This window comes from Paraburkholderia sp. DD10, from assembly GCF_049177125.1.
Lineage (GTDB): Bacteria > Pseudomonadota > Gammaproteobacteria > Burkholderiales > Burkholderiaceae > Paraburkholderia > Paraburkholderia terricola.
Genome location: NZ_CP185392.1, coordinates 2,840,095 through 2,865,384, shown reverse-complemented (window position 1 = coordinate 2,865,384; position 25,290 = coordinate 2,840,095). Strand labels below are relative to the sequence as shown.

General features: G+C 64.7%; 25 protein-coding genes. 6 read left to right on the top strand and 19 right to left on the bottom strand.

Annotated features, from left to right (window positions below):
* Positions 1-11: 11 nt before the first annotated feature.
* The gene (locus tag ACOCG7_RS13050; RefSeq protein ID WP_083082971.1) at positions 12-779 is read right to left on the bottom strand and encodes an AraC family transcriptional regulator; all 768 of its coding nucleotides are present in this window, start codon (positions 777-779) and stop codon (positions 12-14) included.
* Between the two features lie 95 nt (positions 780-874).
* Between ACOCG7_RS13050 and ACOCG7_RS13045 the strand changes: the two genes are divergently transcribed.
* The gene (locus ACOCG7_RS13045) at positions 875-1,411 is read left to right on the top strand and encodes a peroxiredoxin-like family protein (RefSeq protein WP_421375765.1); all 537 of its coding nucleotides are present in this window, start codon (positions 875-877) and stop codon (positions 1,409-1,411) included.
* A gap of 60 nt (positions 1,412-1,471) precedes the next feature.
* Here ACOCG7_RS13045 and ACOCG7_RS13040 read toward each other — a convergent pair whose 3' ends face one another.
* The 6 genes from ACOCG7_RS13040 to ACOCG7_RS13015 all read right to left on the bottom strand — a co-directional run bounded on the left by ACOCG7_RS13040 (position 1,472) and on the right by ACOCG7_RS13015 (position 6,619).
* Entirely contained in the window at positions 1,472-2,029 is a 558-nt protein-coding gene (locus ACOCG7_RS13040) for a phosphoglycerate mutase family protein (protein WP_421375763.1), read from the bottom strand.
* A 110-nt stretch (positions 2,030-2,139) separates the two neighbouring features.
* Positions 2,140-3,903 carry a SulP family inorganic anion transporter gene (locus tag ACOCG7_RS13035; RefSeq protein WP_421375761.1) on the bottom strand — a complete coding sequence of 588 codons (1,764 nt, stop codon included), beginning with the start codon at positions 3,901-3,903 and terminating at the stop codon, positions 2,140-2,142.
* Between the two features lie 98 nt (positions 3,904-4,001).
* On the bottom strand, positions 4,002-4,766 hold the full coding sequence (gene arsH / locus ACOCG7_RS13030; RefSeq protein WP_421375759.1) for an arsenical resistance protein ArsH: 765 nt from the start codon (positions 4,764-4,766) through the stop codon (positions 4,002-4,004).
* A complete protein-coding gene (arsC, locus tag ACOCG7_RS13025) occupies positions 4,763-5,188 on the bottom strand; it encodes an arsenate reductase (glutaredoxin) (protein WP_421375757.1) in 426 nt (141 codons plus the stop codon). Before arsC ends, arsH begins: the two co-directional genes overlap by 4 nt.
* Positions 5,185-6,270 carry an ACR3 family arsenite efflux transporter gene (arsB, locus tag ACOCG7_RS13020; protein WP_421375755.1) on the bottom strand — a complete coding sequence of 362 codons (1,086 nt, stop codon included), beginning with the start codon at positions 6,268-6,270 and terminating at the stop codon, positions 5,185-5,187. The genes arsC and arsB overlap by 4 nt, the downstream gene beginning before the upstream one ends.
* Complete coding sequence (locus ACOCG7_RS13015; protein ID WP_073428891.1) at positions 6,257-6,619, bottom strand: ArsR/SmtB family transcription factor; 363 nt, start codon at positions 6,617-6,619, stop codon at positions 6,257-6,259. Before ACOCG7_RS13015 ends, arsB begins: the two co-directional genes overlap by 14 nt.
* A gap of 242 nt (positions 6,620-6,861) precedes the next feature.
* Here ACOCG7_RS13015 and ACOCG7_RS13010 point away from each other — a divergent pair, with 242 nt between their 5' ends.
* The 5 genes from ACOCG7_RS13010 (at position 6,862) to ACOCG7_RS12990 (ending at position 11,920) form a co-directional block, all read left to right on the top strand.
* A complete protein-coding gene (locus tag ACOCG7_RS13010) occupies positions 6,862-7,512 on the top strand; it encodes a TetR/AcrR family transcriptional regulator (protein WP_421377618.1) in 651 nt (216 codons plus the stop codon).
* 133 nt (positions 7,513-7,645) lie between these two features.
* Positions 7,646-8,308 (top strand): DUF3313 domain-containing protein, encoded by a 663-nt coding sequence (locus ACOCG7_RS13005; protein ID WP_421375753.1) that lies wholly within the window; start codon positions 7,646-7,648, stop codon positions 8,306-8,308.
* Positions 8,309-8,455: 147 nt separating this feature from the next.
* The gene (locus ACOCG7_RS13000) at positions 8,456-9,721 is read left to right on the top strand and encodes a paraquat-inducible protein A (RefSeq protein WP_421375751.1); all 1,266 of its coding nucleotides are present in this window, start codon (positions 8,456-8,458) and stop codon (positions 9,719-9,721) included.
* A complete protein-coding gene (locus ACOCG7_RS12995) occupies positions 9,714-11,327 on the top strand; it encodes an intermembrane transport protein PqiB (RefSeq protein WP_421375749.1) in 1,614 nt (537 codons plus the stop codon). Before ACOCG7_RS13000 ends, ACOCG7_RS12995 begins: the two co-directional genes overlap by 8 nt.
* Positions 11,327-11,920, top strand: coding sequence for a PqiC family protein (locus tag ACOCG7_RS12990; RefSeq protein ID WP_421375747.1), 594 nt, complete (start codon positions 11,327-11,329; stop codon positions 11,918-11,920). The genes ACOCG7_RS12995 and ACOCG7_RS12990 overlap by 1 nt, the downstream gene beginning before the upstream one ends.
* Positions 11,921-11,966: 46 nt before the next feature.
* Here ACOCG7_RS12990 and ACOCG7_RS12985 read toward each other — a convergent pair whose 3' ends face one another.
* The 12 genes from ACOCG7_RS12985 to ACOCG7_RS12930 form a co-directional block, all read right to left on the bottom strand.
* A complete protein-coding gene (locus ACOCG7_RS12985; RefSeq protein ID WP_244220126.1) occupies positions 11,967-13,358 on the bottom strand; it encodes a sigma-54 dependent transcriptional regulator in 1,392 nt (463 codons plus the stop codon).
* A 247-nt stretch (positions 13,359-13,605) separates the two neighbouring features.
* A complete protein-coding gene (locus tag ACOCG7_RS12980) occupies positions 13,606-14,571 on the bottom strand; it encodes a type II secretion system F family protein (RefSeq protein ID WP_421375745.1) in 966 nt (321 codons plus the stop codon).
* A 49-nt stretch (positions 14,572-14,620) separates the two neighbouring features.
* Positions 14,621-15,598, bottom strand: a complete 978-nt coding sequence (locus tag ACOCG7_RS12975; RefSeq protein ID WP_073428886.1) for a type II secretion system F family protein — start codon at positions 15,596-15,598, stop codon at positions 14,621-14,623.
* A 51-nt stretch (positions 15,599-15,649) separates the two neighbouring features.
* The gene (locus ACOCG7_RS12970) at positions 15,650-17,017 is read right to left on the bottom strand and encodes a CpaF family protein (RefSeq protein WP_073428885.1); all 1,368 of its coding nucleotides are present in this window, start codon (positions 17,015-17,017) and stop codon (positions 15,650-15,652) included.
* Positions 17,018-17,038: 21 nt separating this feature from the next.
* A complete protein-coding gene (locus tag ACOCG7_RS12965; protein WP_083081441.1) occupies positions 17,039-18,247 on the bottom strand; it encodes an AAA family ATPase in 1,209 nt (402 codons plus the stop codon).
* 26 nt (positions 18,248-18,273) lie between these two features.
* Positions 18,274-18,741, bottom strand: a complete 468-nt coding sequence (locus tag ACOCG7_RS12960; protein ID WP_421375742.1) for a TadE/TadG family type IV pilus assembly protein — start codon at positions 18,739-18,741, stop codon at positions 18,274-18,276.
* Positions 18,738-19,247, bottom strand: a complete 510-nt coding sequence (locus ACOCG7_RS12955; RefSeq protein ID WP_421377616.1) for a TadE/TadG family type IV pilus assembly protein — start codon at positions 19,245-19,247, stop codon at positions 18,738-18,740. The genes ACOCG7_RS12960 and ACOCG7_RS12955 overlap by 4 nt, the downstream gene beginning before the upstream one ends.
* 38 nt (positions 19,248-19,285) lie before the next feature.
* On the bottom strand, positions 19,286-20,539 hold the full coding sequence (locus tag ACOCG7_RS12950; RefSeq protein ID WP_421375740.1) for a pilus assembly protein TadG-related protein: 1,254 nt from the start codon (positions 20,537-20,539) through the stop codon (positions 19,286-19,288).
* Between the two features lie 24 nt (positions 20,540-20,563).
* A complete protein-coding gene (locus tag ACOCG7_RS12945; protein ID WP_083081436.1) occupies positions 20,564-20,866 on the bottom strand; it encodes a hypothetical protein in 303 nt (100 codons plus the stop codon).
* A 21-nt stretch (positions 20,867-20,887) separates the two neighbouring features.
* A complete protein-coding gene (locus ACOCG7_RS12940) occupies positions 20,888-22,900 on the bottom strand; it encodes a type II and III secretion system protein family protein (RefSeq protein ID WP_421375737.1) in 2,013 nt (670 codons plus the stop codon).
* Positions 22,901-23,003: 103 nt separating this feature from the next.
* Positions 23,004-23,837 (bottom strand): Flp pilus assembly protein CpaB, encoded by an 834-nt coding sequence (gene cpaB / locus ACOCG7_RS12935; protein ID WP_073428878.1) that lies wholly within the window; start codon positions 23,835-23,837, stop codon positions 23,004-23,006.
* Between the two features lie 37 nt (positions 23,838-23,874).
* Positions 23,875-25,272 (bottom strand): ATP-binding protein, encoded by a 1,398-nt coding sequence (locus ACOCG7_RS12930; RefSeq protein ID WP_421375735.1) that lies wholly within the window; start codon positions 25,270-25,272, stop codon positions 23,875-23,877.
* Between the last annotated feature and the right edge of the window lie 18 nt (positions 25,273-25,290).

The window sequence follows — 25,290 nt, the reverse complement described above, 5'->3', positions numbered from 1 at the left end:
ATGAACCGCGCTCATTCGTGACGCGCTCCCGCCGGTGGGTAACCGAACTCGCGCGAATACGCTCGCGAGAACGCCGCCGCGCTGCCAAATCCCACACGCAGAGCCACCGACTTGACGCGGGCGCCTTCCGCGAGCGCCCGATGCGCGAGCTTCAAACGCCACGCGCTCAGATAAGCGGCGGGCGTCGTCCCCACGGTTTCACGGAACGAAACCATGAAGCGGCTGCGGGACATACCCGCGATCTCCGCGAGTTCCTCGATCCGCCAGATGCGCGCGGGCGCGTCATGCAGGGCGACCAGCGCCCGATGAAGCGCAGGATGCGAGAGTCCCGCGAGGAGTCCCGGTTGCGTCGCGCCATTGTCGATCGCGCGTCTGAGGATCATCAACACGATCACCTCGCATAAACGTCCAAGCGCGGCCGTTCGTCCGCAGCGCGCGTCCAGCGCCTCTTCCACAAAAGCGTCGGTAATCGCCCGAAGCGTTGGCGCTTCGCTCAGGCCTACCTGAATGTCTTCAGGCATTGCCGAAACGATCGGATTGACCGCGCCGCCGAAGTACACGGACGCGGCCACGAGCACGTTGGATGGCGACGCCTGGACCGCCCGTTCACCGGTAAGAAGCGCGACCTGTTCGGCTTGCCGATGCGAGTCGCCGAGAACGAGCAGCAGGGCATCGGCATCCGGCTCGCGGGATTCCGATAACTGAACGGAGAGATCGAAAGCGCGGAAGAAAGCCGACAGACGATCGACTTTGGGTGTCGGGCTGGGACGTTCGATCATGTAATGTGGATTTTTCATGCGTTTGAGTGTGAGAAAGTCTAACTCAGGCGCCGATCCGGCGCGCGCCCGCCACCCACTGTCGAAGGAGATTCTCCATGCTGATTCCCCGTCAGAAAGCCCCCGAACTCACTGTCGAGACGCTGGCCCACGGTCCGTTCCGTCTCGCCGCCGAGAAGCCGGAACGCATGACGCTGATCTGTTTCTATCGGGGCCTGCATTGCCCCATCTGTGCGACCTATCTGAAAGAACTGGAGCGTCTGACGCCCAGCTTCGCCGAACGGGGCGTCGCAACGATTGCGATCAGTTCGGACGACAGAGACCGCGCGACGGCGATGGCCGACAAAATTGGCGCAAGCCATTTGCGTATTGGCTTTGGACTGCCGCTCGCCGACGCCCGCCAATGGGGCTTGTATCTATCGACGTCGCGAGGCAAAACCTCGATCGGCATCGAGGAGCCCGCGCTGTTCTCGGAGCCCGGCGTGTTTCTGTTGAAGCCGGATCAGACGGTCTACTACCTCTCGATCCAGTCGATGCCGTTCGTGCGACCCAATTTCAGCGAGCTATTGCAGGCGCTCGATTTCATCATCAAGAACGACTACCCGGCTCGCGGTGAGTACGTGGGCGAGGTGTGAGGACATGAGCCAGGCCCGCGTTCCGTGTTGCTGATCGACGGCGCACGCGCCGCGCCGCAGTCATCCGGCGATCGGCTCCGCGCTATCGCCGGGAAGCAGCAATTGCGGGACTTGCGAGAACGACCATCCGTCCGGCAGGCGATCGAGTATCCAGATCATGTCGAACCGGTCGCTGGGCCAGATGGCGGGAACCGCGGGCGCTCTGGGCAGGTGTTCGATCAGCGACGGCAGCACTTTATGCTCCCACGCGATCAGCACGATACCCGGTTGAGCCAGCACGTCCCTCATGAGCGCTGGCCCGTCGTCCTTCTGATGCGCCGTGACGTACTTCACGCGCGAGGTTGCCCGCAGCAGCGCAACCAGCGGCGCGACGGTCTGCATCGCGCGCTTGCTCTTGCTCGCCGGGCCGGTTCCCGGAGCAAACACGGCGGCCGGCGTCAGTCGCGCCGCACGCGCCTCGTCGATCGGACAGAAAAAGCGCGCCAAGGCGCCGGCACGCTGCCAGCCGCGAACCGCGAGGCTTTCCTCGTCCGACGTACCGTCCGTTTCGACGCCGATGCCTTCGTCGGCGCCCGGCTTTTCCGCGTGCCGAATGAAGATGATCCGCTCAGGTGCCATGTTGCCTCCGCGATATGACTGGCTGGGCGCATGAGTTGCGAACGCCGCCGCCGCATTTGAAGCACGAAGCGCAAGCCACGTGCCACGTAAGCTCGGCGGCGCGACAGCGTCTACGCTTCATCTTCCCAATCGCGCCATTCGACGTCGTGCGTCTCGAGGTAGCCGTTCACGGCTTGTCCGACGGTCGGGAAAAAGTGCTGGTCGCCGATTGCGTCGAACAGGCCATAGTGTTTCAGGCTGTCCTTCACGGGCCCCTTCATCTCCGCGAAGCAGAGCGTCACGTTCAACGCGAGCAGTTCGTCGCGAAGCCGCGCGAGCGTGTCGGCGGCGGTGAGGTCGACGTCCGTCACCGGTTCGGCGGCGATCACGATCCACGCGGTCTGAGTCGGCGCCTCGCGAACCGCCTGTAGCATGCGCTCGCGAAAAATCTCCGCGTTGGCGAAGAAAAGCGGCGCGTCCCATCGCAACAGCACGAGCCCCGGAATGCGGCGGGCCTCCGGATGCCGGGCGAGGTCGTGATAGCCCTTGATCCGGTCGACGCGGCCGAGCACGGCGGAATACGGACGCCAGCCGCGCCACAGGAACCCGAGAATCGCGAGCGCCAGCGCAATGCCGATGCCGTTCACGACGCCGAGCAGCGCGACGCCGGCGAGGCACGCGATGGATTGCACGAACTCGCTCGGTCTGAGCCGGTAAAGCCGCCACACGCCGCGCACTTCCAGCAGCCCGAGGCACGCGGCGATCACGACCGCGGCAAGCGCCGCCTGCGGTGTGTCGCGCAGCGCCCGCGGCGCGAACAGCAGCAGTCCCGCGACGACCAGCGCGGCGACCACGCCGGTCGCCTGGGTTTTTGCGCCGGCTGCTTCCGCGACCGGCGTGCGCGAGCCGCTCGCGCTCACGGCGAAGCCATGCGCGACGCCCGCCGCGATGTTGGCGAGCCCGAGCGCGACGAACTCCTGATTGCGGTCGACGGCTTCGCCGCTGCGCGCCTCGTAGGTCCGCGACAGGATGCTGATGTCGGTGAACGAGACCAACGCGATCGCGGCCGCGCCGCCGGCGAGCGTCGTCCATTCATCGAGGGAAAGCGCGGGAATGTGCAGCGCCGGCAGGCCTTGCGGCATGTTGCCGATCACCGCCAGCCCGAAGCGCGGCGCGAGGCCCAGCGCGGCGACCGCAAGCGTCGCGCCCGCGACCGCGACGAGCACGCCGGGCACCTTCGGCCAGTAGCGCTTGCAGCCGAGGATCACGGCCAGCGCCGCAACGCCGATCGTCAGCGCCATGCCGTTGATCTTGCCCGCGGCCACGCCGCTCGCCAGCTCGCGCACTTGTGCGAGGAACGACGCGCCCTGCACCTGGAAGCCCAGCAGCTTGGGTATTTGTCCGACGACGATGGTCAGCATGATGCCGTTGAGGTAGCCGTAGCGAATCGGCAGCGACAGCAGTTCGGTGACGAAGCCCAGCTTCAGCATGCCGACCGCCAGGCAGATCGCGCCGGAGAGTAGCGCGAGGCCGCCGGCGAGCGCGATCGCGTGTTCCGTGTTGCCGTGCGCCAAGGGCGCGACGCTCGCCGCGATCAACGCGACCAGCGCCGAGTCGGGACCGAGCACGAGAATCCGGCTCGGGCCGAACAGCGCGTAGGCGAGCAGCGCCGCGAGCGACGCGTAGAGTCCCGAGACGACGGGCAGGCCGGCGGCTTCCGCGTAAGCCATGCCGGCGGGCACCAGCACGGCGCTGAGACTGAGGCCCGCGATCGCGTCGTGCGGCAGCCATGCAAGCCGGTAGCCGCGCGCCACCGCCAGCCCGTTGACCCAGCGCGAGACGATACGCCCGGTACGGCTCGGCGGCCGCTCGGGCTCGCCGGTGTCAGGTTTCATGAAAACCCTCTCACTCGAAATTGATTCGATGGTCGCTCAATTTCTTGCGTGAGGCGAGACGTATCGCTAGCGGACTGGTTGCACCGCAGCGAGCGCTGTTACTCCGTTTCGCTGTCGTCGGTGTCCGCATTGGCGCTGACCGACTCCTGATTCATTGCCGCGGCCGCGAGTGTCGTTGCAAGCTCGGGATGCGCCTCTTTCCGCTCGCTGTAGCGATCGGTCAGGTAGTCGGAACGGTCGCGCACCAGCAGCGTGAACTTGTACAGCTCTTCCATCACGTCGACCACGCGATCGTAGTAAGCCGAGGGTTTCATTCGGCCGTTGCCGTCGAACTCCTGCCACGCCTTCGCCACCGACGACTGATTGGGGATCGTCACCATGCGCATCCAGCGGCCCAGAACCCGCAGCGCATTGACCGCGTTGAACGATTGCGAGCCGCCGCACACCTGCATCACCGCGAGCGTGCGGCCTTGCGTGGGACGCACGCCGCCGCTTTCGAGCGGCAGCCAGTCGATCTGGTTCTTGAAGACGGCCGTTAGCGTGCCGTGACGCTCGGGGCTGCACCATACCTGTCCTTCCGACCACTCGGAGAGCTTGCGCAACGCCACCACCTTCGGATGATCGGCTGTCACGCTGTCCACGATCGGCAGATCATGCGGATCGAACACGCGCGTGTCGGCGCTGAAATGACGCAGAATGCGTTCGGCTTCGAGCGTGAGCAGCCGGCTGTATGACGTGGGGCGCAGCGAGCCGTAGAGCAGCAGAATCCGCGGCGCGTGTTGCGAAACCACGGGCGCTTCGAGCTTTTGCAAGTCCGGCTTGTCGAGGTGCGGGGCGCTGACGTTGGGAAGATCTCGCGTCATGAGCGGGTTCTCCGACCTTCGCTATCGATGACCTGTTCGCTGTCTTCCTTCGTGAAGGAACCCTTTTGCGCGGCCGGCAAAATGTCGAGCACGATTTCGGACGGCCGGCACAGACGCGCGCCGAGCGGCGTCGCGACGAACGGGCGATTGATCAGGATGGGATGCGCCAGCATCGCGTCGAGTAGTTGCTCGTCGGTCAACGACGCATCGTCGAGTCCCAGTTCCGCGTAGGGCGTGCCCTTTTCACGCAGCGCGGCGCGTACCGTGAGGCCGGCGCGGGCGATCAGATCCTTCAGCGTCTCGCGATTCGGCGGCGTTTTCAGGTACTCGATGATTTCCGGCTCGATGCCGGCGTTGCGGATCATGGCCAGCGTATTGCGCGACGTGCCGCAATTCGGGTTGTGATAAATCGTGACGCTCATAGCGGTTGTCCCTTGTTGCCGAGTTTAGCTTCGTACCAGTGCTGCGAACGGTTGACGACGCTGACCACCAGCAGCATGACCGGCACCTCGATCAGCACGCCGACCACCGTCGCCAGCGCCGCACCCGAATGAAAGCCGAACAGGCTGATGGCCGTGGCCACCGCAAGCTCGAAGAAATTGCTCGCGCCGATCAAACTGGATGGACCCGCGACGCAATGCGCGACGCCGAGCCGGCGATTGAGCAGATAGGCGAGGCCTGAATTGAAGAACACCTGGATCAGGATCGGCACCGCGAGCATGGCGATGACGAGCGGCTCATCGACGATCGCCTGTCCTTGAAAAGCGAACAGCAGCACGAGCGTCGCGAGCAGCGCGCTGATCGAATACGGGCCGAGGCGCGCGACGGTCCGCCGGAAATGCGCCTCGCCTTTCGCGAGCAGATGCCGGCGCAGCCATTGCGCGAGCACGACCGGAATGATGATGTACAGCGCCACCGAAATGATCAGCGTGTCCCACGGCACCGTAATGGCGGACAGCCCGAGCAGCAGCGCGACGAGCGGCGCGAAGGCCACGATCATGATGGAGTCGTTCAACGCCACTTGCGAAAGCGTGAAATACGGATCGCCCTTGCAGAGTTGCGACCAGACAAACACCATCGCCGTGCAGGGCGCGGCCGCCAGCAGGATCAGGCCGGCGATGTAGCTGTCGAGCTGATCGGCGGGGAGCCACGGCGCGAACACATGGCGGATGAAGATCCAGCCGAGCAGCGCCATCGAGAACGGCTTGACGAACCAGTTCACGAACAGCGTGACGCCGATACCGCGCCACTGGCTTCTCACCTGCGTCATCGCGGCAAAGTCGATCTTGACGAGCATCGGAATGATCATCACCCAGATCAGCACGCCGACCGGCAGATTGACCTGCGCCACTTCCATGCGGCCGAGCGCCTGAAAGAGTTGCGGGAGCATTTGCCCGAGCGCGATGCCGCCGACGATGCACAGCGCCACCCACACCGTCAAATAGCGCTCGAAAAAACCGATCGCCGGCCGAGCGCTGGCGTTCGCCGTTTCAGTGCTGCTCATTGGGTTCCTTTGCGGGTTTTTCGCCGATGGCGCAGCAATCGGACAAATCGCTCGCGGCGCAGGTCGCGCCGGCGCAGCAGTTGTCGGTGAGAAAGCCGATCAGCCCCGTCATCGCGTCGAAGTTCGCCGTATAAATAACGAACCGCCCCTCTTGCCGCGGCTTCACCAGGTCTGCGTGAGACAGATCTTTCAGGTGAAACGACAGGCTCGATGGAGAAAGGCCGACTTGCTGCGCAATCTCGCCGGCGGCCATGCCGCCTGGGCCGGCGACCACCAGCAGGCGAAAGATCGCGAGGCGCGAGTCATGGGCGAGGGCGCCGAGGGCGCGGACGACGAGGTTCGAGTCCATGCCCGCCACGATAAGCCATTTGTTTCGTCATTTCAAGAGTTCTTGAATTGACGAATCGAAGAGGCGATGCAGGCCATTGACGACCGCCGCGGCGCCGTTAAGCGGACCTCGTTCACGTCCTCAGCAATAAAACAAACCATCTGGACGGTTTACACGGGGGGTCGCCGATGTTAGTCTGCGTCCTCGATGCTCGCGCATGTTTTGGCGCGGCTGCGTGAACCTGCAATCGCGCTCCCAGAGGAATAATGGACAACCCCACCCGCTCAGAACGTTCTCGCCACGCGGCCATTCAGGCGGCGCTCACCATCGTCGCTCGCGACGGTCCGGGACGTCTGACGTTTGACGCTATCGCGCGCGAAAGCGGCATGAGCAAGGGTGGATTGATGCATCAGTTCCGCACCAAGAGCGAGGTGCTGAAAGCGTTGCTCGACCACCAGACCGAGCACTTCGAGCAATTCTCCCGGGACTATCTGGCTGCGCTCGGTTCGGCCACGCGCGAAGCCGACCTATTGGCACAGATCGCGACATTGCGTGAAACGGTTACCCAGCCGCACTCCGTCGCCCTAGCCGTACTTGCCGCGCTCGTGGAAGATCCGACGCTTTTGTCTCCCGTTCGCAAGGGCAATGCGGCGAAGGTCAAACGCATCAGGAGCGAGGCAGCCGATCCCGACCTGGCGCTGCTGCGCTGGGCCGCGGCCAATGGCCTCGCATTGACGGCTCTGCTGGGGCTTTGTCCGTTTTCGGTAAAGGAGCGTGCGCGGTTGTTCGATCGCCTGCTGGATGAACGCCAGTGGTCGGCTATTGCTCACGTCAAAGGCGGGCCACGCGCCGTACCTGTATCGCGCCGTTCCAGCACTTCGCCAAACGAACGCGAATTGATTGTTGAGCGTTAAAAACTTCTGACTCAGGCGTCGCCGGGCATCAGCCACGGGCAAATCCCAAGCTTCAGATACAAAACAAACCGTATAGCTGGTTTTAACGAAGTAATTTGCCGTACCCCACAGGGAATCGAAACTGGAGATCTGAATGTATAAGTCAATGAAGCCGCGGCATCTGCTGATTGCCGCCATTTGCACCGCCTTGATCGGCTGTTCGAGCGTGAAGCCCGTTGCGTATTCGGGGATCGCGTCGTCGTCCTCGTTGCAACCGAATCAGCAGGATGAGTCCGGGCGAGTGCCTTATCGCTTTGCGACTCAGGTGGATTGGCGCAAGTACGGCCGGGTGATCATCGATCCGGTCGTGATCTACCGTGGCGCCGACAATCAGTTCGGCGACATGCAAGACAAGGATAAAGCGGCCCTCGCCGGTTACATGCAAACAACGTTTGCCGAAAAGCTGCGCACGCGTTTCGAACTGGCGAACGAGCCGGGCCTGAGCACGCTGCGCCTGAAGCTGACGCTGACGGGCGCGGCCACCACGACGCCGGTGATCAGTACTTTTTCGCGCTTCGACATTGCGGGCGGCATTTACAACGTCGTTCAAACGGCCCGTGGCAAAGAGGGCGCTTTCACAGGCTCCGTCAGCTATGCGGTCGAAATCTACGACGCCTCGACCAACCGCCTGCTCAATGCCTACGTAACGAAGCAATACCCCAATCCGTACAACCTGGGCGCGAGTTTCGGATCGCTCAGCGCGTCGAAAACCGGCATCGATAAAGGGGCCGACGCGCTCGTCGCGCAATTCAAATGAACCAGGTTTGCCACGCGACATAACCGGCCGAGGCGGCCGGCTCGCGCGGCATTGACCGGTCTCCACGGCGCTGCATGAACGTGGCCGCGCCGGCCGGGTATAAGGCGCGCGCTTCCCGGAGCGTGCGGCCGCTAGCGAATGCAAAAAATGAAAAAAGCCAAATTGATTGCATGTCACGAATGCGACTTTCTCCAGTGGGAGACGCCGCTCGTCGAGAACGGTGTCGCGCGATGCCAGCGATGCAATGCAACGCTCTACCGCTGCTTGCCGGCAACCTATGATCGCGCGCTCGCCCTCACCCTGGCTGCCGCCGTGCTGTTCGTGGTGGCGAACTGCTTTCCGATCGTCGGCCTGTGGGTCAATGGCGTGCTGGTCGAAACCACGCTTTTCGGGGCGGCTTATTCGCTGTACCTGGACGGCATGTGGCCGATTGCCGGCCTCGTGTTCGTGACAACGCTTCTGATGCCGGCGTTGAACATCGCGTCTGTGATCTATGTGCTCATACCGTTGCATATCGGCGGCCTGCCTCAACGTTCCGAGATCGTGCTTCGCGTGCTCCGCCATGTTGCGCCGTGGGGAATGATCGAAGTGCTCATGCTCGGCATGCTGGTCGCGCTCGTCAAACTGCAGCACATTGCCTCGGTAGTGCCCGGCGTCGCGATCTGGGCATTCGGCGCGGTCATGGTGCTGCTCGCGGCAGCGGCCGTGACATTCAATCCGCGCGATATATGGGCGCGCCTCGATGCGGTGCAAGGCCGCGGCATGCCGCCTGCGCTCGCTTCCCACGCCACACAAGTGACCGCCGCGCGTGCGGGTCTGTTCGTGTGCCACGATTGCGGCTTGCTGTCGAAGCCGCTCGTTCACGGTCACGTCGGAACCTGCCCGCGTTGCAGCGCGGCGCTGCATTTGCGCAAGCCCAATAGTCTTTTGCGCACCTGGGCATTTCTGTTTGCCGCCATGATCCTTTACATCCCGGCCATTCTGTTGCCGGTCATGGTCACCAGTACGCTGTTCGGTGCGCAATCGGACACCATCCTGAGCGGCATTGTTTATCTCTGGACCTCGGGGTCGTGGCCGCTTGCCGCTATCGTTTTTGTCGCAAGCATCGTGGTGCCCATGCTCAAGATTCTGTCGTTGATCTACCTCGCGTGGAGCACCCAGTTGCGCTCTCCGCTGATTCCACACACGCGAACGCGTATTTATCGCGCCGTGGAGAGGGTCGGCCGCTGGTCGATGCTCGATATTTACGTCATTACCATTCTGGTTGCGTTCGTGCAATTCGGTACGGTTGCCTCGGTCGATGCGGGTCCTGGCGCCATTGCATTCGGCGCGGTCGTGGTGCTCACCATGTTCGCCGCGCTGTCGTTCGATCCCCGGCTGATATGGGACGCCGTGGAGCCGGAAGGTGAATAGATCGTCAGCGCAGAACGGAACCGCTATTCCCGAAGCCGTCGCGATTGAACCACCGAAGTGGCGCATTCAACTGATCTGGCTGGTGCCGCTGATCGCCGTACTCGTTGCCGGTTGGCTGATGGTGCGTTCCGTGATGCAAACGGGCCCGACCGTCACGATCCGCTTTTCCACCGGTGAGGGCATCGAGGCCGGCAAGACCAGGATCAAGTTCAAGAACGTCGACGTGGGCATCATCAAAAGCGTCGAGCTTTCCGACGACCACAAAACCGTGCTGGCCAGCGCGGAGATGTCGCGCAACGCTTCCAGCATGCTCGTCGACGATACGCGGTTCTGGGTTGTCCGGCCGCGCATTGCCGGCGGTACGGTATCGGGTATCGGAACGATATTGACCGGCTCTCACATCGGCATGGATATCGGCACTTCGAAAACAGCGCGTGGCGATTTCGTCGGACTGGAGTCGCCACCGGCTCTCGCATCGGGCACGCCGGGACGGGAGTTCGTGCTGAAGAGCGAGAACCTCGGTTCACTCGATATCGGCTCGCCGGTTTTTTTCCGGCGCCTTCAGGTCGGGCAGATCGTTTCATACGCGCTCGACGCGGACGGCGTCGGCATGACGCTGCACGTTTTCATCAATGCGCCCTACGACAAGTACGTCACCAGCGACAGCCGCTTCTGGCACGCCAGCGGCGTGGATATGACGCTGGATGCGAGCGGCGTGAAGATCAACACCGAATCGATGGTGTCGCTTCTGATTGGCGGCCTCGCATTCGAGACTCCGCCTGACGCGACGCTCCGAATCGAAGCAGAAGCGCGGCACGAGTACAAACTTTTCGCCGACCGTGCCGAGGCGATGAAACGGCACGACGCAATCGTCGATAAATACGTGCTGAACTTCAAGGAATCCGTGCGCGGCTTGACCCTCGGCGCGCCGGTCGATTTCCGCGGCATCGTCATCGGCGAGGTGTCGGCGATCAGCTCGCATTTTGATCCGGCGACAAAGGCGTTCGATATCCCGGTGGAAGTCAGCATTTTCCCCGAGCGTTTGATTTCTCGCGATGACGCAGGAAGCGCCGTCGGGCGAATACCGTCGGAGCGCAAGGCGTTTGCGGACTATCTGGTGACAAAAGGAATGCGTGCGCAACTGAGAACAGCGAGCCTGCTGACGGGCCAACTGTATGTCGCGATCGATTTCTTCCCCGCTTCACCGAAGGCGAGCATGGACTGGAGCAAAAAGACGCCCCAATTGCCGACCGTGCCGGGCAACTTGCAGAGTTTGCAAGACTCGATCACCACGCTCGTGGCGACGTTGAACAGGATTCCATTCGAGGGCATCAGCCACGATCTGCGCAAAACGCTCACTGACGCGGACGCGCTGATGAATACGATCAGCACCGATCTCGCGCCCGACGCCAAGGCGACGCTGAGCGCGGCGCGCGAAGCACTCACGTCGGCGAATCGCGCGTTGCAAAGCGACTCGCCGTTGCAGCAGAGCAGCGCCGAGACCATGCGCGAGTTGTCGCGCACCGCGGCCTCGTTCCGCTCGCTGGCGGAGTACCTGCAACGCCATCCGGAAGCGCTGCTGCGCGGCAAGGTCGAGGACAAGTAATGCGTCGATATGCAACGCTACTGCTGGGCGTGTTCGTGCCGATGCTTCTGGCGGGATGCGCGAGTTCGCCGGCGTCGAGGTTCTATACCTTGAGTCCGGTTCAGGCTGTCGCGCCGCCGCAAGGCGCCAATGCGATCGCGATTCAGATTGCTATCGACCCGGTTACAGTGCCCGACCTGGTCGACCGGCCGCAAATCGTTTCGAGGCTGGATGCGAACCGCGTGTCGATAAACGAGTTCGCCCGCTGGGCCGAGCCATTGAAGAGTCAGATTCCGCGCGTGCTCGCCGTGGATCTCACGCGGCTCATGCCGGGCGCGATGATCTCCACCTATCCGCAGCGCGTGGACGATGACGCCTACCGCGTGTCGATCGACGTGCAGAGCTTCGATTCCTTGGCGGACGGCACGGTAACGCTGGCCGTGATGTGGTCAGTGCGTGCGCCGAAGGGAGCACGGAGAGTGAATGGACGCTCGCTCGTGCGCGAGGCGGCAAGCGCGCCAGGCTATGACGCGCTGATCGAGGCGCACAGTCGAGCGCTCGCGTCGGTGGCGAGAGACGTCGCGGTGGCGGCGCAATCGCTCATGCCGTCATGAATTTCTGAAGCACTTGCGCACCAGCGAGCAACCAACCAGCAACCATTCACGCGGACATCTTCCCATCGGACTCGTCATCCGCATGGTCCACCGCCGCGCCCGCCGCATCGCGCATGCCATACGCGGTCATCAGCCGATACAGCGTGACGCGCGAGATGCCGAGCGCCGTCGCGGCTTCGCCCAGCCGGTTGTTGTAGCGCCGCAAGGCGGTTTCGATCGCGCCGCGCTCGGCCGTTTCGCGGATATGGTCGAGCGTCGCGGTTCTCCTGTCGGCAGGCGATTCGAGATCGAGGTCGTGCGGCGTCAGCAGCCGGCCTTCGGCCATCACGAGCGCATGGCGCACGCGATTGATCAACTCGCGCACGTTGCCGGGCCAGTGATAGTGGCGCATGGCCTCGATCGCCGACGGCGTGAAGCCATGAATCTTGTGCGTGCTGTCGGTCTTGTACTTCTGCAGAACGTGGTGCGCGAGCACTTCGATATCCGCGCCGCGCTGGTTCAGCGGCGGTTCGTCCACGCGCAGCACGCACAGGCGATGGAACAGGTCGGCGCGAAAGCGTCCGTCTTCTATCGCCGCTTCGAGGTCGACGTGAGTCGCTGAAATGATGCGGATGTCGACCGCAATCGGCTCATTGCCGCCGAGCCGCTCGATCTTGCCTTCCTGCAGGAAGCGCAGCAGGCTCGCTTGCGCTTCGAGCGGCATGTCGCCGATTTCGTCGAGAAACAGCGTGCCGCCGTTGGCCGATTCGATGCGGCCTATCTTGCGCCGGTCCGCCCCCGTGAACGCGCCGCGTTCGTAACCGAACAACTCTGACTGGAGAAGATTATGGGCGATCGCGCCGCAATTGATCGCCACGAACGGCGCCTTGCGGCGCGGCGAACGACGGTGGATCGCGAGCGCGGTGAGTTCCTTGCCGGTGCCGGACTGCCCGGAAATGAACACGCTGGCGTTCGTGTTGGCGACCTTGCGGATGGTGCTGAAAAGCTGCCGCATGGCCTCGCAATTGCCCACCATCTCGTCGTCGTCCGCGAGCGGGGTTCCGGCGGCGGTGTCGAGGTAATCCAATGCCGCCATGCCCCGAGCGTGCCCGAGCACGCGCGCGATCGATTCGCGCGGCAACGGCAGCGTGACGTAGTCGAAACAGTAATTGCGGATCAGCTCGCGCACCGGCTTGCTGGCCGCCTGGCCATCGGCCGTGACCGCCACCCAGCCGATCGCGGTTTGGCTCAGGCAGGCCTTGAGCACGGAAAAGTCGCGCAGCGTGAAGCCGTCGAAATCGATGAGCCCCGCGGCGACGCCGGTCTTCCTCGTCGCGGCCTCGGCGCTGGCGGGGGTCTTCGCCACGACCACGTCCCAGCCGGCCGCGCGCAGGTCCGCGAGAAGCGCGTCGTCCGGCGTGCGAGCAACGCAGATCAGACGGCGCCGAGTGTCGGGCAGGCGCGCGGGAGCCGACTCAGCCGGACCGGCCGTCGCGCAGACGACCGTTGCAGCGCGCTCGGATGACTTTCGCACGGTACTTCCCCCTTCATTCTTGCGTCGGTGCGCGCCCGCACACCTGTTGCCGCGAGGAGCGTGAAACGCCCCCTCAGCAATAACGTCCGGATTCGCCCTGGACGTATCGGTACTTTCCCGGCGACCTGCGATGCACGAACACCCGATGCACACCCGCCGGTTCGAGCACCTCCTAACCGCCGCCGCTCAACGTGGGCAGCAACACCCGGTAGATATGGATGAACGCGGGCCCGAGCAGAACCGTGAGCAGCGCGGGAAAGATGCAGAAGATCAGCGGAAACAGCAATTTCAGCGCGATCTTCGCCGCCTGTTCCTCGGCGCGCATGCGCCGGCGCGTGCGCAGCGTGTCCGACAGCACGCGCAACGACGAGCCGATACTGGTGCCGAACCGTTCGGCCTGCACCAGCATCGCGCAAAACGAATCGACGTCCTCGACGCCCGTGCGCAGCGAGAGATTGCGTAGCGCCTTTTCCTTGGTAAAGCCGGAGCGCATTTCGAGCAGCATGAGTTGCAGTTCGCTCGCGACCACCGGGCTGCGCAATTCGATTTCTCCCGCCACTTTCATCAAGCCCGCGTCGAGGCTGAGACCCGCTTCGACGCACACGGTCAGCAGATCGAGCGCGTCGGGGAAGTCCTCGAAGATGGTCCGCTTGCGCCACGCGATGCGCCGCGTCAGCACCACGTTCGGCAGGTAGTAGCCGAACGCGGCGAGCAGCGCGAGCGTGCCCATGAACATGTACTGTTGCGCGAAGAACGACGTATTGGAGAGCAACGCGAGCGCGATCAGCGGCAGCACGAGCGCAAGGATGGTCTTGGCGGCGAAATAAAGCGCGGCGGCTCCCTGCGTGCGCCAGCCCGCGTTCATCATTTGCACGCGCAGCGCCGAGTTTTCCCAGCCTTCGGCCGGGATCGACAGCTTCGAGATCGGCTGCGAAATCTCCGCGAGCTTTTCGAGCCAGGCCGACCCGGTCGACGTACTGCCGGGTTCGGACATCGGCAGGTTCGCGCCGCCCGCCTGCTCGATGCGCCGGCGCATATCGCGTGGCGAGAGCAGCAGCATCGCGGCGAATGCCGCGCCGAACACCACGGCGAAAAGACCGGCTAGCAACAGCATATGCATCGAGTCGAGCGTTTGCATGACAACTCCCTGGTATCTTGTTACGCGACACGCCTGCGAGGCGGGCGCGTCAGACGCGAATCTTCACGATGCGCCGCATCCACATCACGCCGAACAGCATGGAGAAGGCCAGCGTCTGCAGCATCTTGATGCCGGCCGGGTCCTGCCACAGCACGTCGAGAAAGCTGGGGTTCAGGACCATCATGAAGCCGGCGGTGACGAACGGCAGCAGGCCGAGGATCCACGCCGACAGCTTGCCCTCGGCCGACAGCACGCGGATCTTGTCGAACAGCTTGAGGCGCTCGCGGATCAGCGTCGCGATGCCGTCCAGCACCTCGGCGAGATTGCCGCCCGTTTCCCGCTGGATCAGCACGGCGATCACGAAGTAGCGCAGATCGCGAACCGGCACGCGCGTCGCCAGATTCAACAGGGCTTCGTTCAGCGAGACGCCGTAGTTGATCTCGTCGAACGTGATGCGGAATTCGCCGCCCATCGGCTCGGCGAACTCGGTGCTCACCATGCCGATCGCGCCCGAGAACGCATGCCCCGCGCGCAGCGCGCGGCTGATCATGTCGGCGACGTCGGGCAACTGGCGTTCGAGTTGACGCAGCCGCTTGCTGCGCCGCCGGCTCACGTACAGGAACGGAATCGCCGAGGTGGTGAGCGCGCCGAGCGCGGCGAACAGCGTCGGCACCGGTGCGAACGTGGCCGCCCCGAGCACGGCGGCCGGCAGCACGAGGCTCGCGCCGAACAGCCGCGCGATCGACCACTTGAGCCCCGACTGCTGGATCCACAGGTCGAGCGTCTGGATGCGCGGCAGCCGCATCAGCAGTTTGTCGAGCGTTTGGGACTCGCTCAGCATGCGGTTCTTCAGGATCGTGAGGCGATCCTTATGCACCTGGCCGCCGGCGGACAACGCGCGGATTCGCGATTCGATCCGGCGCGCGGAAGGGCCGTGACGATTGTTCCACCACTGGTAGCCGCCCTCGAGCGCAAGCACGACAGCGAGGAACAGCAAGATGGCGAATGCGTAGAAGATCGGGTTCATGCAGGTCTCCTGAGACCGCGACGAGTCAATGAGCGGATCGGCCTCGCCGGATCACCGGGTTTCGAAGTGCCGTCCCGGATCGTAGGTCTGATCGGGCAGGTTGATGCCGAACGCCTGCAGGCGCTCGGCGAATTTGGGCCGCACGCCGGTCGCGCAAAAGTACCCGCGCACCGAACCGTTTTCGTCGATGCCGGTCCGCTTGAACGTGAAGATTTCCTGCATGTTGACGATGTCGCCTTCCATGCCGGTGATCTCCTGAATGCTGACGATCTTGCGGCGTCCGTCGGTCAGGCGGGCCGCCTGCACCACCACCGAGATAGCCGACGAAATCTGCTGGCGCATGGTTTTGGTCGGCAGCGACAGGCCGCCCAGGTTGATCATGTTTTCGAGGCGCGTGAGCGCATCGCGCGGCGTATTCGCGTGGATCGTGGCGAGCGATCCTTCGTGACCCGTGTTCATCGCGTTGAGCATGTCGAGCGCTTCCGGCCCGCGCACTTCGCCGAGAATGATGCGGTCAGGCCGCATCCGCAGCGCGTTGCGCACCAGCGTGCGCTGCGTGATCTCGCCGCGCCCCTCGATGTTCGGCGGGCGTGTCTCGAGCCGCAGTACGTGCTGCTGGCGCATCTGCAGTTCGGCGGCGTCCTCGATCGTGACGATGCGTTCGTCGTCGGGAATAAAGCCCGACAGCACGTTGAGCAGCGTGGTCTTGCCGCTGCCGGTGCCGCCCGACACCAGCACGTTGACCTTCGCGCGCGCCAGCGCATCGAGCACCTCGGCCATCGGCGGCGTCAGGCTTTGCAACTCGATCATGTCGGAGACCTGCAACGGATTGACCGCGAAGCGCCGGATCGAGAGCAGCGGTCCATCCACCGCCGAGGGCGGAATGATCGCGTTCACGCGCGAGCCGTCCGGCAGACGCGCGTCGACCATCGGGCTCGATTCGTCGATGCGGCGCCCGACGCGCGACACGATCTTCTCGATCACCTTCATCAGATGCGTGTCGTCGTAGAACGTCACGTCGGTCAGTTCGAGCCGACCCTTGCGTTCGACGTAAGTGTGCTGGTACGTGTTGACCAGAATGTCCGACACGGTCGGATCGCGCAGCAGGCTTTCCAGCGGACCGAAGCCGAACATCTCGTCGTACACGTCGATCACCAGCTGGCGGCGTTCAAAATCGTTGGCCGGCGCTTTCTCTTCTTCGAGAATGCGCGTGATGAGCGTGCCGATCTCCTGGCGGACCTGATCGGTCGGCAGGCGCGCGAGACGTTCGAGTTCGACGCGTTCGAGCACGCACTGATGTATTTCGCGTTTGAGCTTCTGGTAAGCGCCCCGCGCCATCTGATTCGACGAATGGTGGCTGCTTTCGCGCTCGGCGAACGGCTGCACGCGTTGAGCGGAAATCTGTTCACGCAGCGACATGGTGTGTCTCCCTGTTGTGTATCACATAGCCTTGAGTTTCGGCGCCGGCTGGCGGCCGAAGAAGCGGCTCAGCAGCGGCTCGCTTTTGACGCGGCTGCCTTCGGGTCCCGCCGAGAGGCTGACGATGTTGCCGGCGAGCGCGAGCAGGCTGCGCGACACGCTGCTAGTGCGGCTCACCTTGGTGATCGGCACGCCGTGATTCACCGATTCCAATACCGTGTCGGTATCCTCCGGGATCACCTGATACGGCCGCATGCCGAGCACTTCTTCGAGCGCGGCGCGCGCGCGTTCGCCGTGGCGCGTGTAGCGGTTCAGCAGCAGCCGCGTGCGGTCGGCCGGATAGGCGAGCGACGCGAGGATTTCCTGCAAACGCCGGCCGGCTCGCACGTGCGGCATGCTTGCCTGCAGCACGAGATGAATCTGGTCGCTGCGATCGAGCGCGAGGATGGACAGCGCGTTCACGGACTGGCCGAGGTCGAAGATCACCATGTCGTAGCGCGGAACGGCCACGCCCAGGATCCATTCGAGCCTTTCTTCCTTGATCTCCGACGCCTTGATCGGATCGCCCGCGCCGGCGAGGATGTGGAACGTGTCGCTCACGTGCACGAGGCAGGCGTCGAAGAAAGCCGCGTCCATGCGCTCGACCTGCGCACACATTTGCGGCAGCGTGGAGGGCGCTTTTTCCTCGGTCACGAGAAACGCGGCGTCGCCGAAAAGCTGATTGAGGTCGATCAGCAGCACGCGCTTTTTTTGCGTTTCGGAGATCGCATGCGCGACGTTGCTGGCAATGAAGCTGGTTCCCGCGCCGCCCTTGCAGGACAGGAACGAAACGATCTGCGTCTCGTGCGCGCCATTGAGCGCCCGCTGGCTCTCGATGCGCGAGAGCGCGTCGCCGAGCGAGGCGCGATTGAGCGGCCAGCCCAGCACGTCGCGAAAGCCCGCGCGCATAGCTTCGATCAGCGTCTGCGGCGACGCGTCGGGAATCAGCAGAATGCTGGTGACGTGGGTGCGCCCGCTGCAGAGCCTCGCGACGACCGGCAGCTCCGCGGCATCGAGCGACGCGGCGTCGACGATCAGCACGTCGAACGCGTCCAGGCTGTCGCCGCGCTCGATCAGCAACGACGGCCTGCCTGCCACGCGCGTGGTGCGATAGTTGCCGCACTCGCCGATCAGACGCACGATTTGCGCGAGCCGCGTGGCGTCTTCCGAAGTGATGAGAATGTTGATCATGATCGTGGTGGCCTGGTTATAGGAAGTTATTGACAGACGGTGCCGCCGGTCGACGTCGCGAGGCTTTCGCGCGGCAGCGTGGTGGTGAGCGGCGGCATCGTGAGCGTGAGCGGCACGAACGGAATCATGGTTTGCACGCTGACGTTGCTGATGCTGACGGTAACGAGCCGGCATGTGTTGCGCGCCGTCGCGGGGTCCGCGTCGCAGCCGGTCGGCGTGTACGCGACGTTCACGTTGGACGAGGCGAGCAGGGGCAATAGGCTGGTCATCTTGCTCTTGATCACCGCCGCGTTGGCATCGCACACCACGGCGGTGCGCGCGCCGAGACGCACGGCCTCGCTCGCGGTGTTCCAGTAAAACAGCACGCGGCTGAATTCGCAGATGCCGATCAGCACCGTGCAGAGAATGCCGGCAACCAGTGCGAACTCCACGACGGCGGCGCCGCGCTGCTTGCGCAGCCGCCTCGATACGGATAACGGTAGCGGGTTCTTCATGACACTTGCCTCATCACGGTAACGATGTTGCCGAACGTCAGGCCCACCAGGTTGAAGTAGGTGAGGAGCGGCGAGTACGGATACCCGGCGATCTTCACTTCGACCAGGTTGATGCTGCCGGCGGCGTTCGAGGGGCCGACGCCGTTGTCGTTGTCGTAGGTCGGGACGTTGGCGAACTGCGGCGGGTCGGACGGATCGGTGCAGCCGCTCGTGTGCGCGCTGTCGCATACGACCACCATCGAAGTCGTCAGGCCCGACACGAGTTCGGTTCCGCTGCCCGACGAGGGGCACGTCGTGCTGCCGTAGACGGCGAGGCACTGAGCCTGCGCGAGCGGGTAGGCGCTATCGGTCGGCAGGTAGGTGGACAGATAGCGGGCCGCGTCGCGCGTCGCCTTGGTGAGCGCTTCGTACTGGTAGATCGCGTGACCGAATTCGGCCACGCCGGCCACGAGCGTGACGAGCGGAATCAGCACGATGGCGAATTCCACCGCGGCCGCGCCGTGCATGCGCGCCAAACGGGAAGAGTGTTTTTTCATGACGGCCCCTATTGCAACAGCACGGGAACTTGCGGTCCGACCGAGCTGCCGGAGCCCGGCACGCCCTGGGTCGCGCACGGGCTTCCCGCCATCGACGACGAACCGCGGTACTCGAGATGGACCGGCCCGGCGGTGCCGGTGGAGCCCATCGGATCGAGCATCAGCACGCAATCCCACGTCACGACCGGGGCGCTGTGGGCGCTTGCCAGCGTGCCGCAATCCAGTTCGGGGGCGAGCGCGAGACGCCGGTCGGCGCCGAGCGGATAGTTGCCGGCGCTGAACGAGCCCTTGGTGTCGACGCCGGAGAGCGTGTCGCCCTGATAGCTCTGAAACGTGTTGCGCTTGCTGACGAAGTCGCTATAGGCGTTGAACTTTGAGCTAAAGGTGGTCTCCGTGTACGCATATCCCGTGAAATCCGGCGCGCCGTCCTGAGGTCCCTTGAACGAGGTGCCGTAGATCCCGAAGCGCGTATTCCATGCGCCCGCGTCGGCGACCTTGTTGCCGGTCGAACCGATGCTCGCGCCGACCGCGGGCAGGCTGCAAAAATTCCCCGTCAATTCGTTCTTGATCGCGACCGCATTGCTGCTGCCGTCGAGGGCGGCCCAGCCAAAGTTGCCGGGGCCGCTGGCCGGCGAGGAGCCGCTTTTCGACGCGATCCACTGCCCGATCGTATAGCTCGCGCCCACGATGGGCGGCGTGACCTCCGTTCCCGGCTTGCAGATGAAGACCGGAATCGCGCAGGTGGTTTGCGCCGCGCCGACGGTCGCGACCGCCGAAGCGGAAACCGTCGCGTTGGCGATGGTCGCGCCGGTGAATGCGCCGAGCACCTGGATGAACCAGTGCGCGATGTTCGACTTCGACGTCGTGCATTTGGCGTACTTCATGCTCGCCGGGCTGGCGACGGCGCTCTTCGGCAGGAACGGGTTGCTCAGCGAATCGCTGAACAGCACGCTGCTGTCGGTCGTCAGTTGCACCGCGCCGCTTTGAAACAGCGCGTAGTTGAGGTGGCCGGCCGTGATGCCGGCGGCCTCGGGCACGGACAGATTGACGGTGGCGCCGGTGAGATCGCGCGCGGCCGCCAGCGCGCAGGCATCGGCGCTGTTCTGCAACTCGCTCTTGGCGACGTACAGCTTGCCGAGATCGAGTGCGAGACCCACGAAGCCGATCAACGCCACCAGCGACACCGCGACGATGATCGATACCGCGCCGCGTTCGCCGCGGCGAGCCGCGCGGTATCCCCCTGATTGTTTTACGCGATACATGACGCCCCCCGGTGCATGGTGTCGTTACTGGCTGCCGCCCCCGCTGCCGACGCCGATGACGAATGCATTCGGTGTCGGCACGGGTTGTTGAAACGACTTGTCGTAGGTGTTCATCGCCGAGGCCGCGGCCTTGCCGTCCACGCCCTGTGCCGCTTGCGCGTGTTCCGCCGCGTGCGGATCGATGATCTGCGCCTGGGTGACGCTTTTCAGCGCCTCGCCGATATGCGCATCCCAGATCGGCGTGCTGGTCATGCAACCGCCGAGCGCCGCGCAGACCGGCACGATGAGCGCGGTCCAGCGTGCGAAAGCAAAGTGTTGGTGTTTCATGAGATTCCCCTTGGCATCACATCAATGTTGGAGCGCGGTGCTCGAAGCGTCCGCTTTCGCGACTTCCTGCTTCGCCGTGCGCGCGGCGATCCGTGCCGCCGCGCTTTCGATACGGGCGGCGCGAGCGGCCTGCGCGGAGTCGGCGGATGGCGTCGGCGTCTCCGCCAGCGGTTCCACGGTGACCGTCGTCGCCGGCACCGCGGCCGACGTGACCGGTGGCGCGTCGGGCTGCCGCAGCACGGTTTCCGTCGGTTCCTGACGCGCCGGCGTGGGCGTGGGCTGCGGTGCTTGCGGCTTCACGGAAGCCGGCGCGGTAGCGGGTGCAGTAGCAGGCGCGGCGGCGGGTGTGGCGTTGGCAGGCGCGGCGGCGGATGCGGCAGGTGTGACATTGCCAGGCGCTGCGATCTCCGGCGTCGCGGCGCTGGGCGCGGCGGTCGCTGCCGGCGCTTTCAGCTTCGGATGACGGCCTTCCATGTTGCCGGTGGCGTAGACATCGACCGCATTGGCCGGCGAGAAGCTGTCGGTCGGCAGCGGATAGTCTGCGGTCTGCAGCGGCTTGACGAGGTGCGGCGTGATGATGAACACCAGCTCGGTCAGGTCCTGCTGGAACGACGTGCTGCGGGCCAGCGCACCGAGCACTGGAATTTCGCCGATGCCGGGCACCGCCTTCAGCGCGCCGGTGACGTTGCTCTTCATGAGCCCGCCGATTGCGAACGATTCGCCGTCGCTCATCTGCACGACCGTGGACGCGCGGCGTGTCGTGATGAGCGGCAGGATCGAGACGCCGCTCACGTTGGTCGCGCTGAGCGTGATGCCGGTCGGCGAGAGTTCGGAGACTTCGGGCGCGACCTTCAGGCTGATGCGGCCATTGGCGAGCACCGTCGGCGTGAACTTCAGGCCCACGCCGAACTCTTCTTCCTGCAGCGTGATGGTCGTCGCGCCCGTGCTGCTGCTCTGCGGCACCGGAATGAAGATCTTGCCGCCCGCGAGGAAGGTGGCTTCCTGTCCGCTGATCGCGACCAGATTCGGCTCGGCCAGAATTTTCACGAGGTCGTCGGTCTTCTGCGCGTCGACCGCGAAGCCGAACGGCCGGTTGTTCGCCTTGTTGCCCGCGGCGAAGCTGGTTACGCCGGCCAGCAGGTTGCTCACGAGCGCGCCGCTCCATGAACCGAAGCCGCCCTGAATGTTGAATGCGGCGCCCATCTGATTGATGAGCGTCTTCGACACCTCGGCGACCTTCACTTCGAGCATCACCTGTTGCGGCGCATCCACCACCATCATGTTGATGACGTCGGCGGGTTTGCTGGTGCTCGAGCTTTGCTGGGCCACATTGTTGCCGTTGCCCATCGTGCCGGTGCCGCTTTGCGATTGCTGCGTGGGCTGGGCGCTCGCGTGAGCCTTGGCGATTTCCATCGCCTGCTGGGCAGCCGGCGAACTCGACACGTGGCCGCCGAGCACCAGGTTGCCCGCCGCGGTCGACACGCGGATGCCGCGCTCCGCGGGCAACAGTTGGCCGAGCGATTGCTGCACGCCGTTGGCGTCGATGTTGACGATCACGTCGATGATCTGGCAACTGCCGCTGCGTCCCTGCACGATCATGTTGGTCGTGCCGACCGCCATGCCGACGAGGTACAGCGTGCGGGGCGATACCAGCGTCGCCTGCACGATCGTCGGATTGCCGAGCGTGCGGTTGCGGACCGGTTCGGCGAGCGGCAGCAGGGCCGACTTGCCGACCGGCACGACGACGCTGGTTTGCTCATGGACCGCGCCGGTGCAGTCCGGGCCGCGCAGCGGCGCGGCCGATCCGCCGGCCGGCGTCGGCGCCGCGGCGAGCATCATCTGCCCCGGCACGCGGCCGCCGGGCAAGGGCGTGTTCGGCCGCGCTTTCGCGAGCGCCGGACCCTCGAATGCTTCCTGCGCCACGCTGCCTTGCGCAACCATTAGTCCGGCGCACAGTGCCGAGGCGACTACGACGCCACCCAGCGAGCGGCCACGCTTTGCGCCGCCGGATGAGAACCCCAGTTTTGTTTTCATTTCTTCATCCCCCATTCCCGACATCTTTGTGAATCGAGATTTCTGATCTTTGCTTTGGTGTCAGCTGCGGCGTTCCGTCTTCGCGGATGCCGCCGCGTCCGGTTTAGAAACATTCGACACTGCCCAGCACACCCGAGAGCACGCCGACGCAATCGCGCTTGACGGCCGGCCGGGCGGCGTAACGCACCTTCGCCGGCTGAACCGGCAAGGCGGCCGGCGCCGAGGCGGGCACGGCGGCAGAGGTGCCGAGCAAGGTGAATTTGGTGGCGCCGACGGTCGGCAGCGTGGCCTTGTCGATCTGATTGCGCAGCACGAGCGAGAGCGTGCCGACGCTGCGCGCCAGATCGAGTTTTTCCGCCTGCACGGGCGAGACTTCGAGCGTGACGGCGTTGACGACCTTCGGCGCGGTATCGTCGCGATTCACTTGCTGCGCCACCGCGAGCACCAGGATCTTTTCCAGCACGATCTTCGAGATGCTTTGCTGATCGGCCTTGCCCGGCTCCTGCGTGTTCACGATCACGTCGACGTAGTTGCCCGGCAGCGCGAAGCCCGCGACGCCGACCACGTCGTTCACGCGCACCGTGATCGCGCGGTTGCCTTCGCCGATCACGGCCGACAGGCCGCCCTTGGTGCCGATCGGCGCGAGCTTCGACTCGATCACCGGCTCGCCGCGGCCGAGACTCGTGCGCACGACGCGGCCCTCCAGCGCTTTCGGATCGGTGAACGCACCGGGCGGCACGCTGCCCGTCGGCCAGTTGACGGTGCGGATCAGGCCGGCGTTGAGCGGCTCGCCGAGATTGACGTCACCCGCGGCGACCGCGATCGGCGTGATGGCGCTCGACGAGGTTTGCATCAGCCACCGCGAGGCGAAGACCACGGCAGCGAGACCCGCCAGGACGGCGATGGCCAGCATGACTAAAGCGCGACTGTTTTTCATGGTGATACTCCTGCGTAGGTCGTTGGACACTTGCCGGTCAACCGGCGGCCAACTGTCGGCCCGGCCGGTCGGCCGTGGGTGGGTAAGAGGCGTCGTGGTCGGTCGCGATGCCGAAGTAGTTATGCCAGGCGTCGCGCAGTCCTTCTTCCGTCACTTCGCGCGCCGCGCCCCGGTAGTGCGCCGCGGCGGAAAACAGATCGAGCAGGTCGCCGGGATAGCAGGCGAGGAACGGTCTGCCGCTCGGGAAGTGCAGGTTGTGCAACAGGTAATCGAATACGGCCTGGCTCGAGGTGAGTTCGAGCGCCGCGCAGCGGGCGTTGAAGACCGCGTGGTAGTCGTCGACCGATAACGGGCCGACGTACAGCTTCGAACCGAGCCGGCGCAGGAAGGCGTCGTCGAATTCGCTCGGCGTGAGGTTGCTGGAGAACACCGGCCAGACGTCGAACGGCGCCATGAAGCGCGAGCCGGATTGCAGCGTGAATTGATCGACGCCACGATCGAGCGGCATCAGCCAGCGATTGAGCAGTTCATGCGGCGCGATGCGCTGGCGGCCGAGGTCGTCGACGATATAAAGACCCATGCTCGCCTTCATGTGCGGCGGCGCCTGATAGAAACCGGCCGCGGCGTCGTAGCGCAGGTCGAGCCCCTCGAGCGTCAGTTCGCCGCCGGAGATCACCACCGGGCGGCGGCACATGCGCCAGCGCCGGTCGGCGGTCGACGCCGGCTCCTGCTCGGGCGCGTCGCGGTGCACGAGCGGGTCGTAAAGCTGAATGATTTCGCCGCCTACGAAGAGCGCGTAAGGAATCGGCACGTTGCCGCGCAACAGCAGGCCGAGCCGCTCCGCGAGAAAGGTCTTGCCGCTGCCCGCGAGGCCGTGCAGCAGCAAGGGCCGTCCCGCATTGAGCGAGGCGGCGGCGGCGTCGAGCAGCGCCGGATCGATGACCACGCCGTGGAACGCCGCCCGCACCTCCGCTTGCGTGATGCGCAGCCAGCGCACCGAATGTTCGCGCACGCTTTGCACATAGCTTTCGAAGACGACGGGTGCGGGGCCGCAATAGCGGCAGCGCGCCATGTCGTCCTGCGCGAGCGTGCGGCCGCTGTCCGTGAGACGAACCTGCACGTCCATGTCGGTCGCGCCGCGGTGCGTGATCTCCAGAAGATGCTCGCGCACGAGAAAGGCCAGCACTTCATCGAGCACGCCGATGGACAAGCGGTGCCGCTCGGCGAGTTCGGCGAAGCTCGACTTGCCGTGCAGCAGCGCGGACTTGAGCACGAGGCGGCTCACGAATTCCAGAGGCAAGCCCGTTTCGGCCAGCGTGCGCGGCGCACGCAGCGACACGGCGGATTCCTCCGCGCGACGCCCATGCGAGGGCGCCGGCTCGGGAAGGCGCGTCACCTGGGCAAGCGTCGCGCTTTCGATGTTGTGCTGGTTCATCGCTCTTTTCTCCAGCGC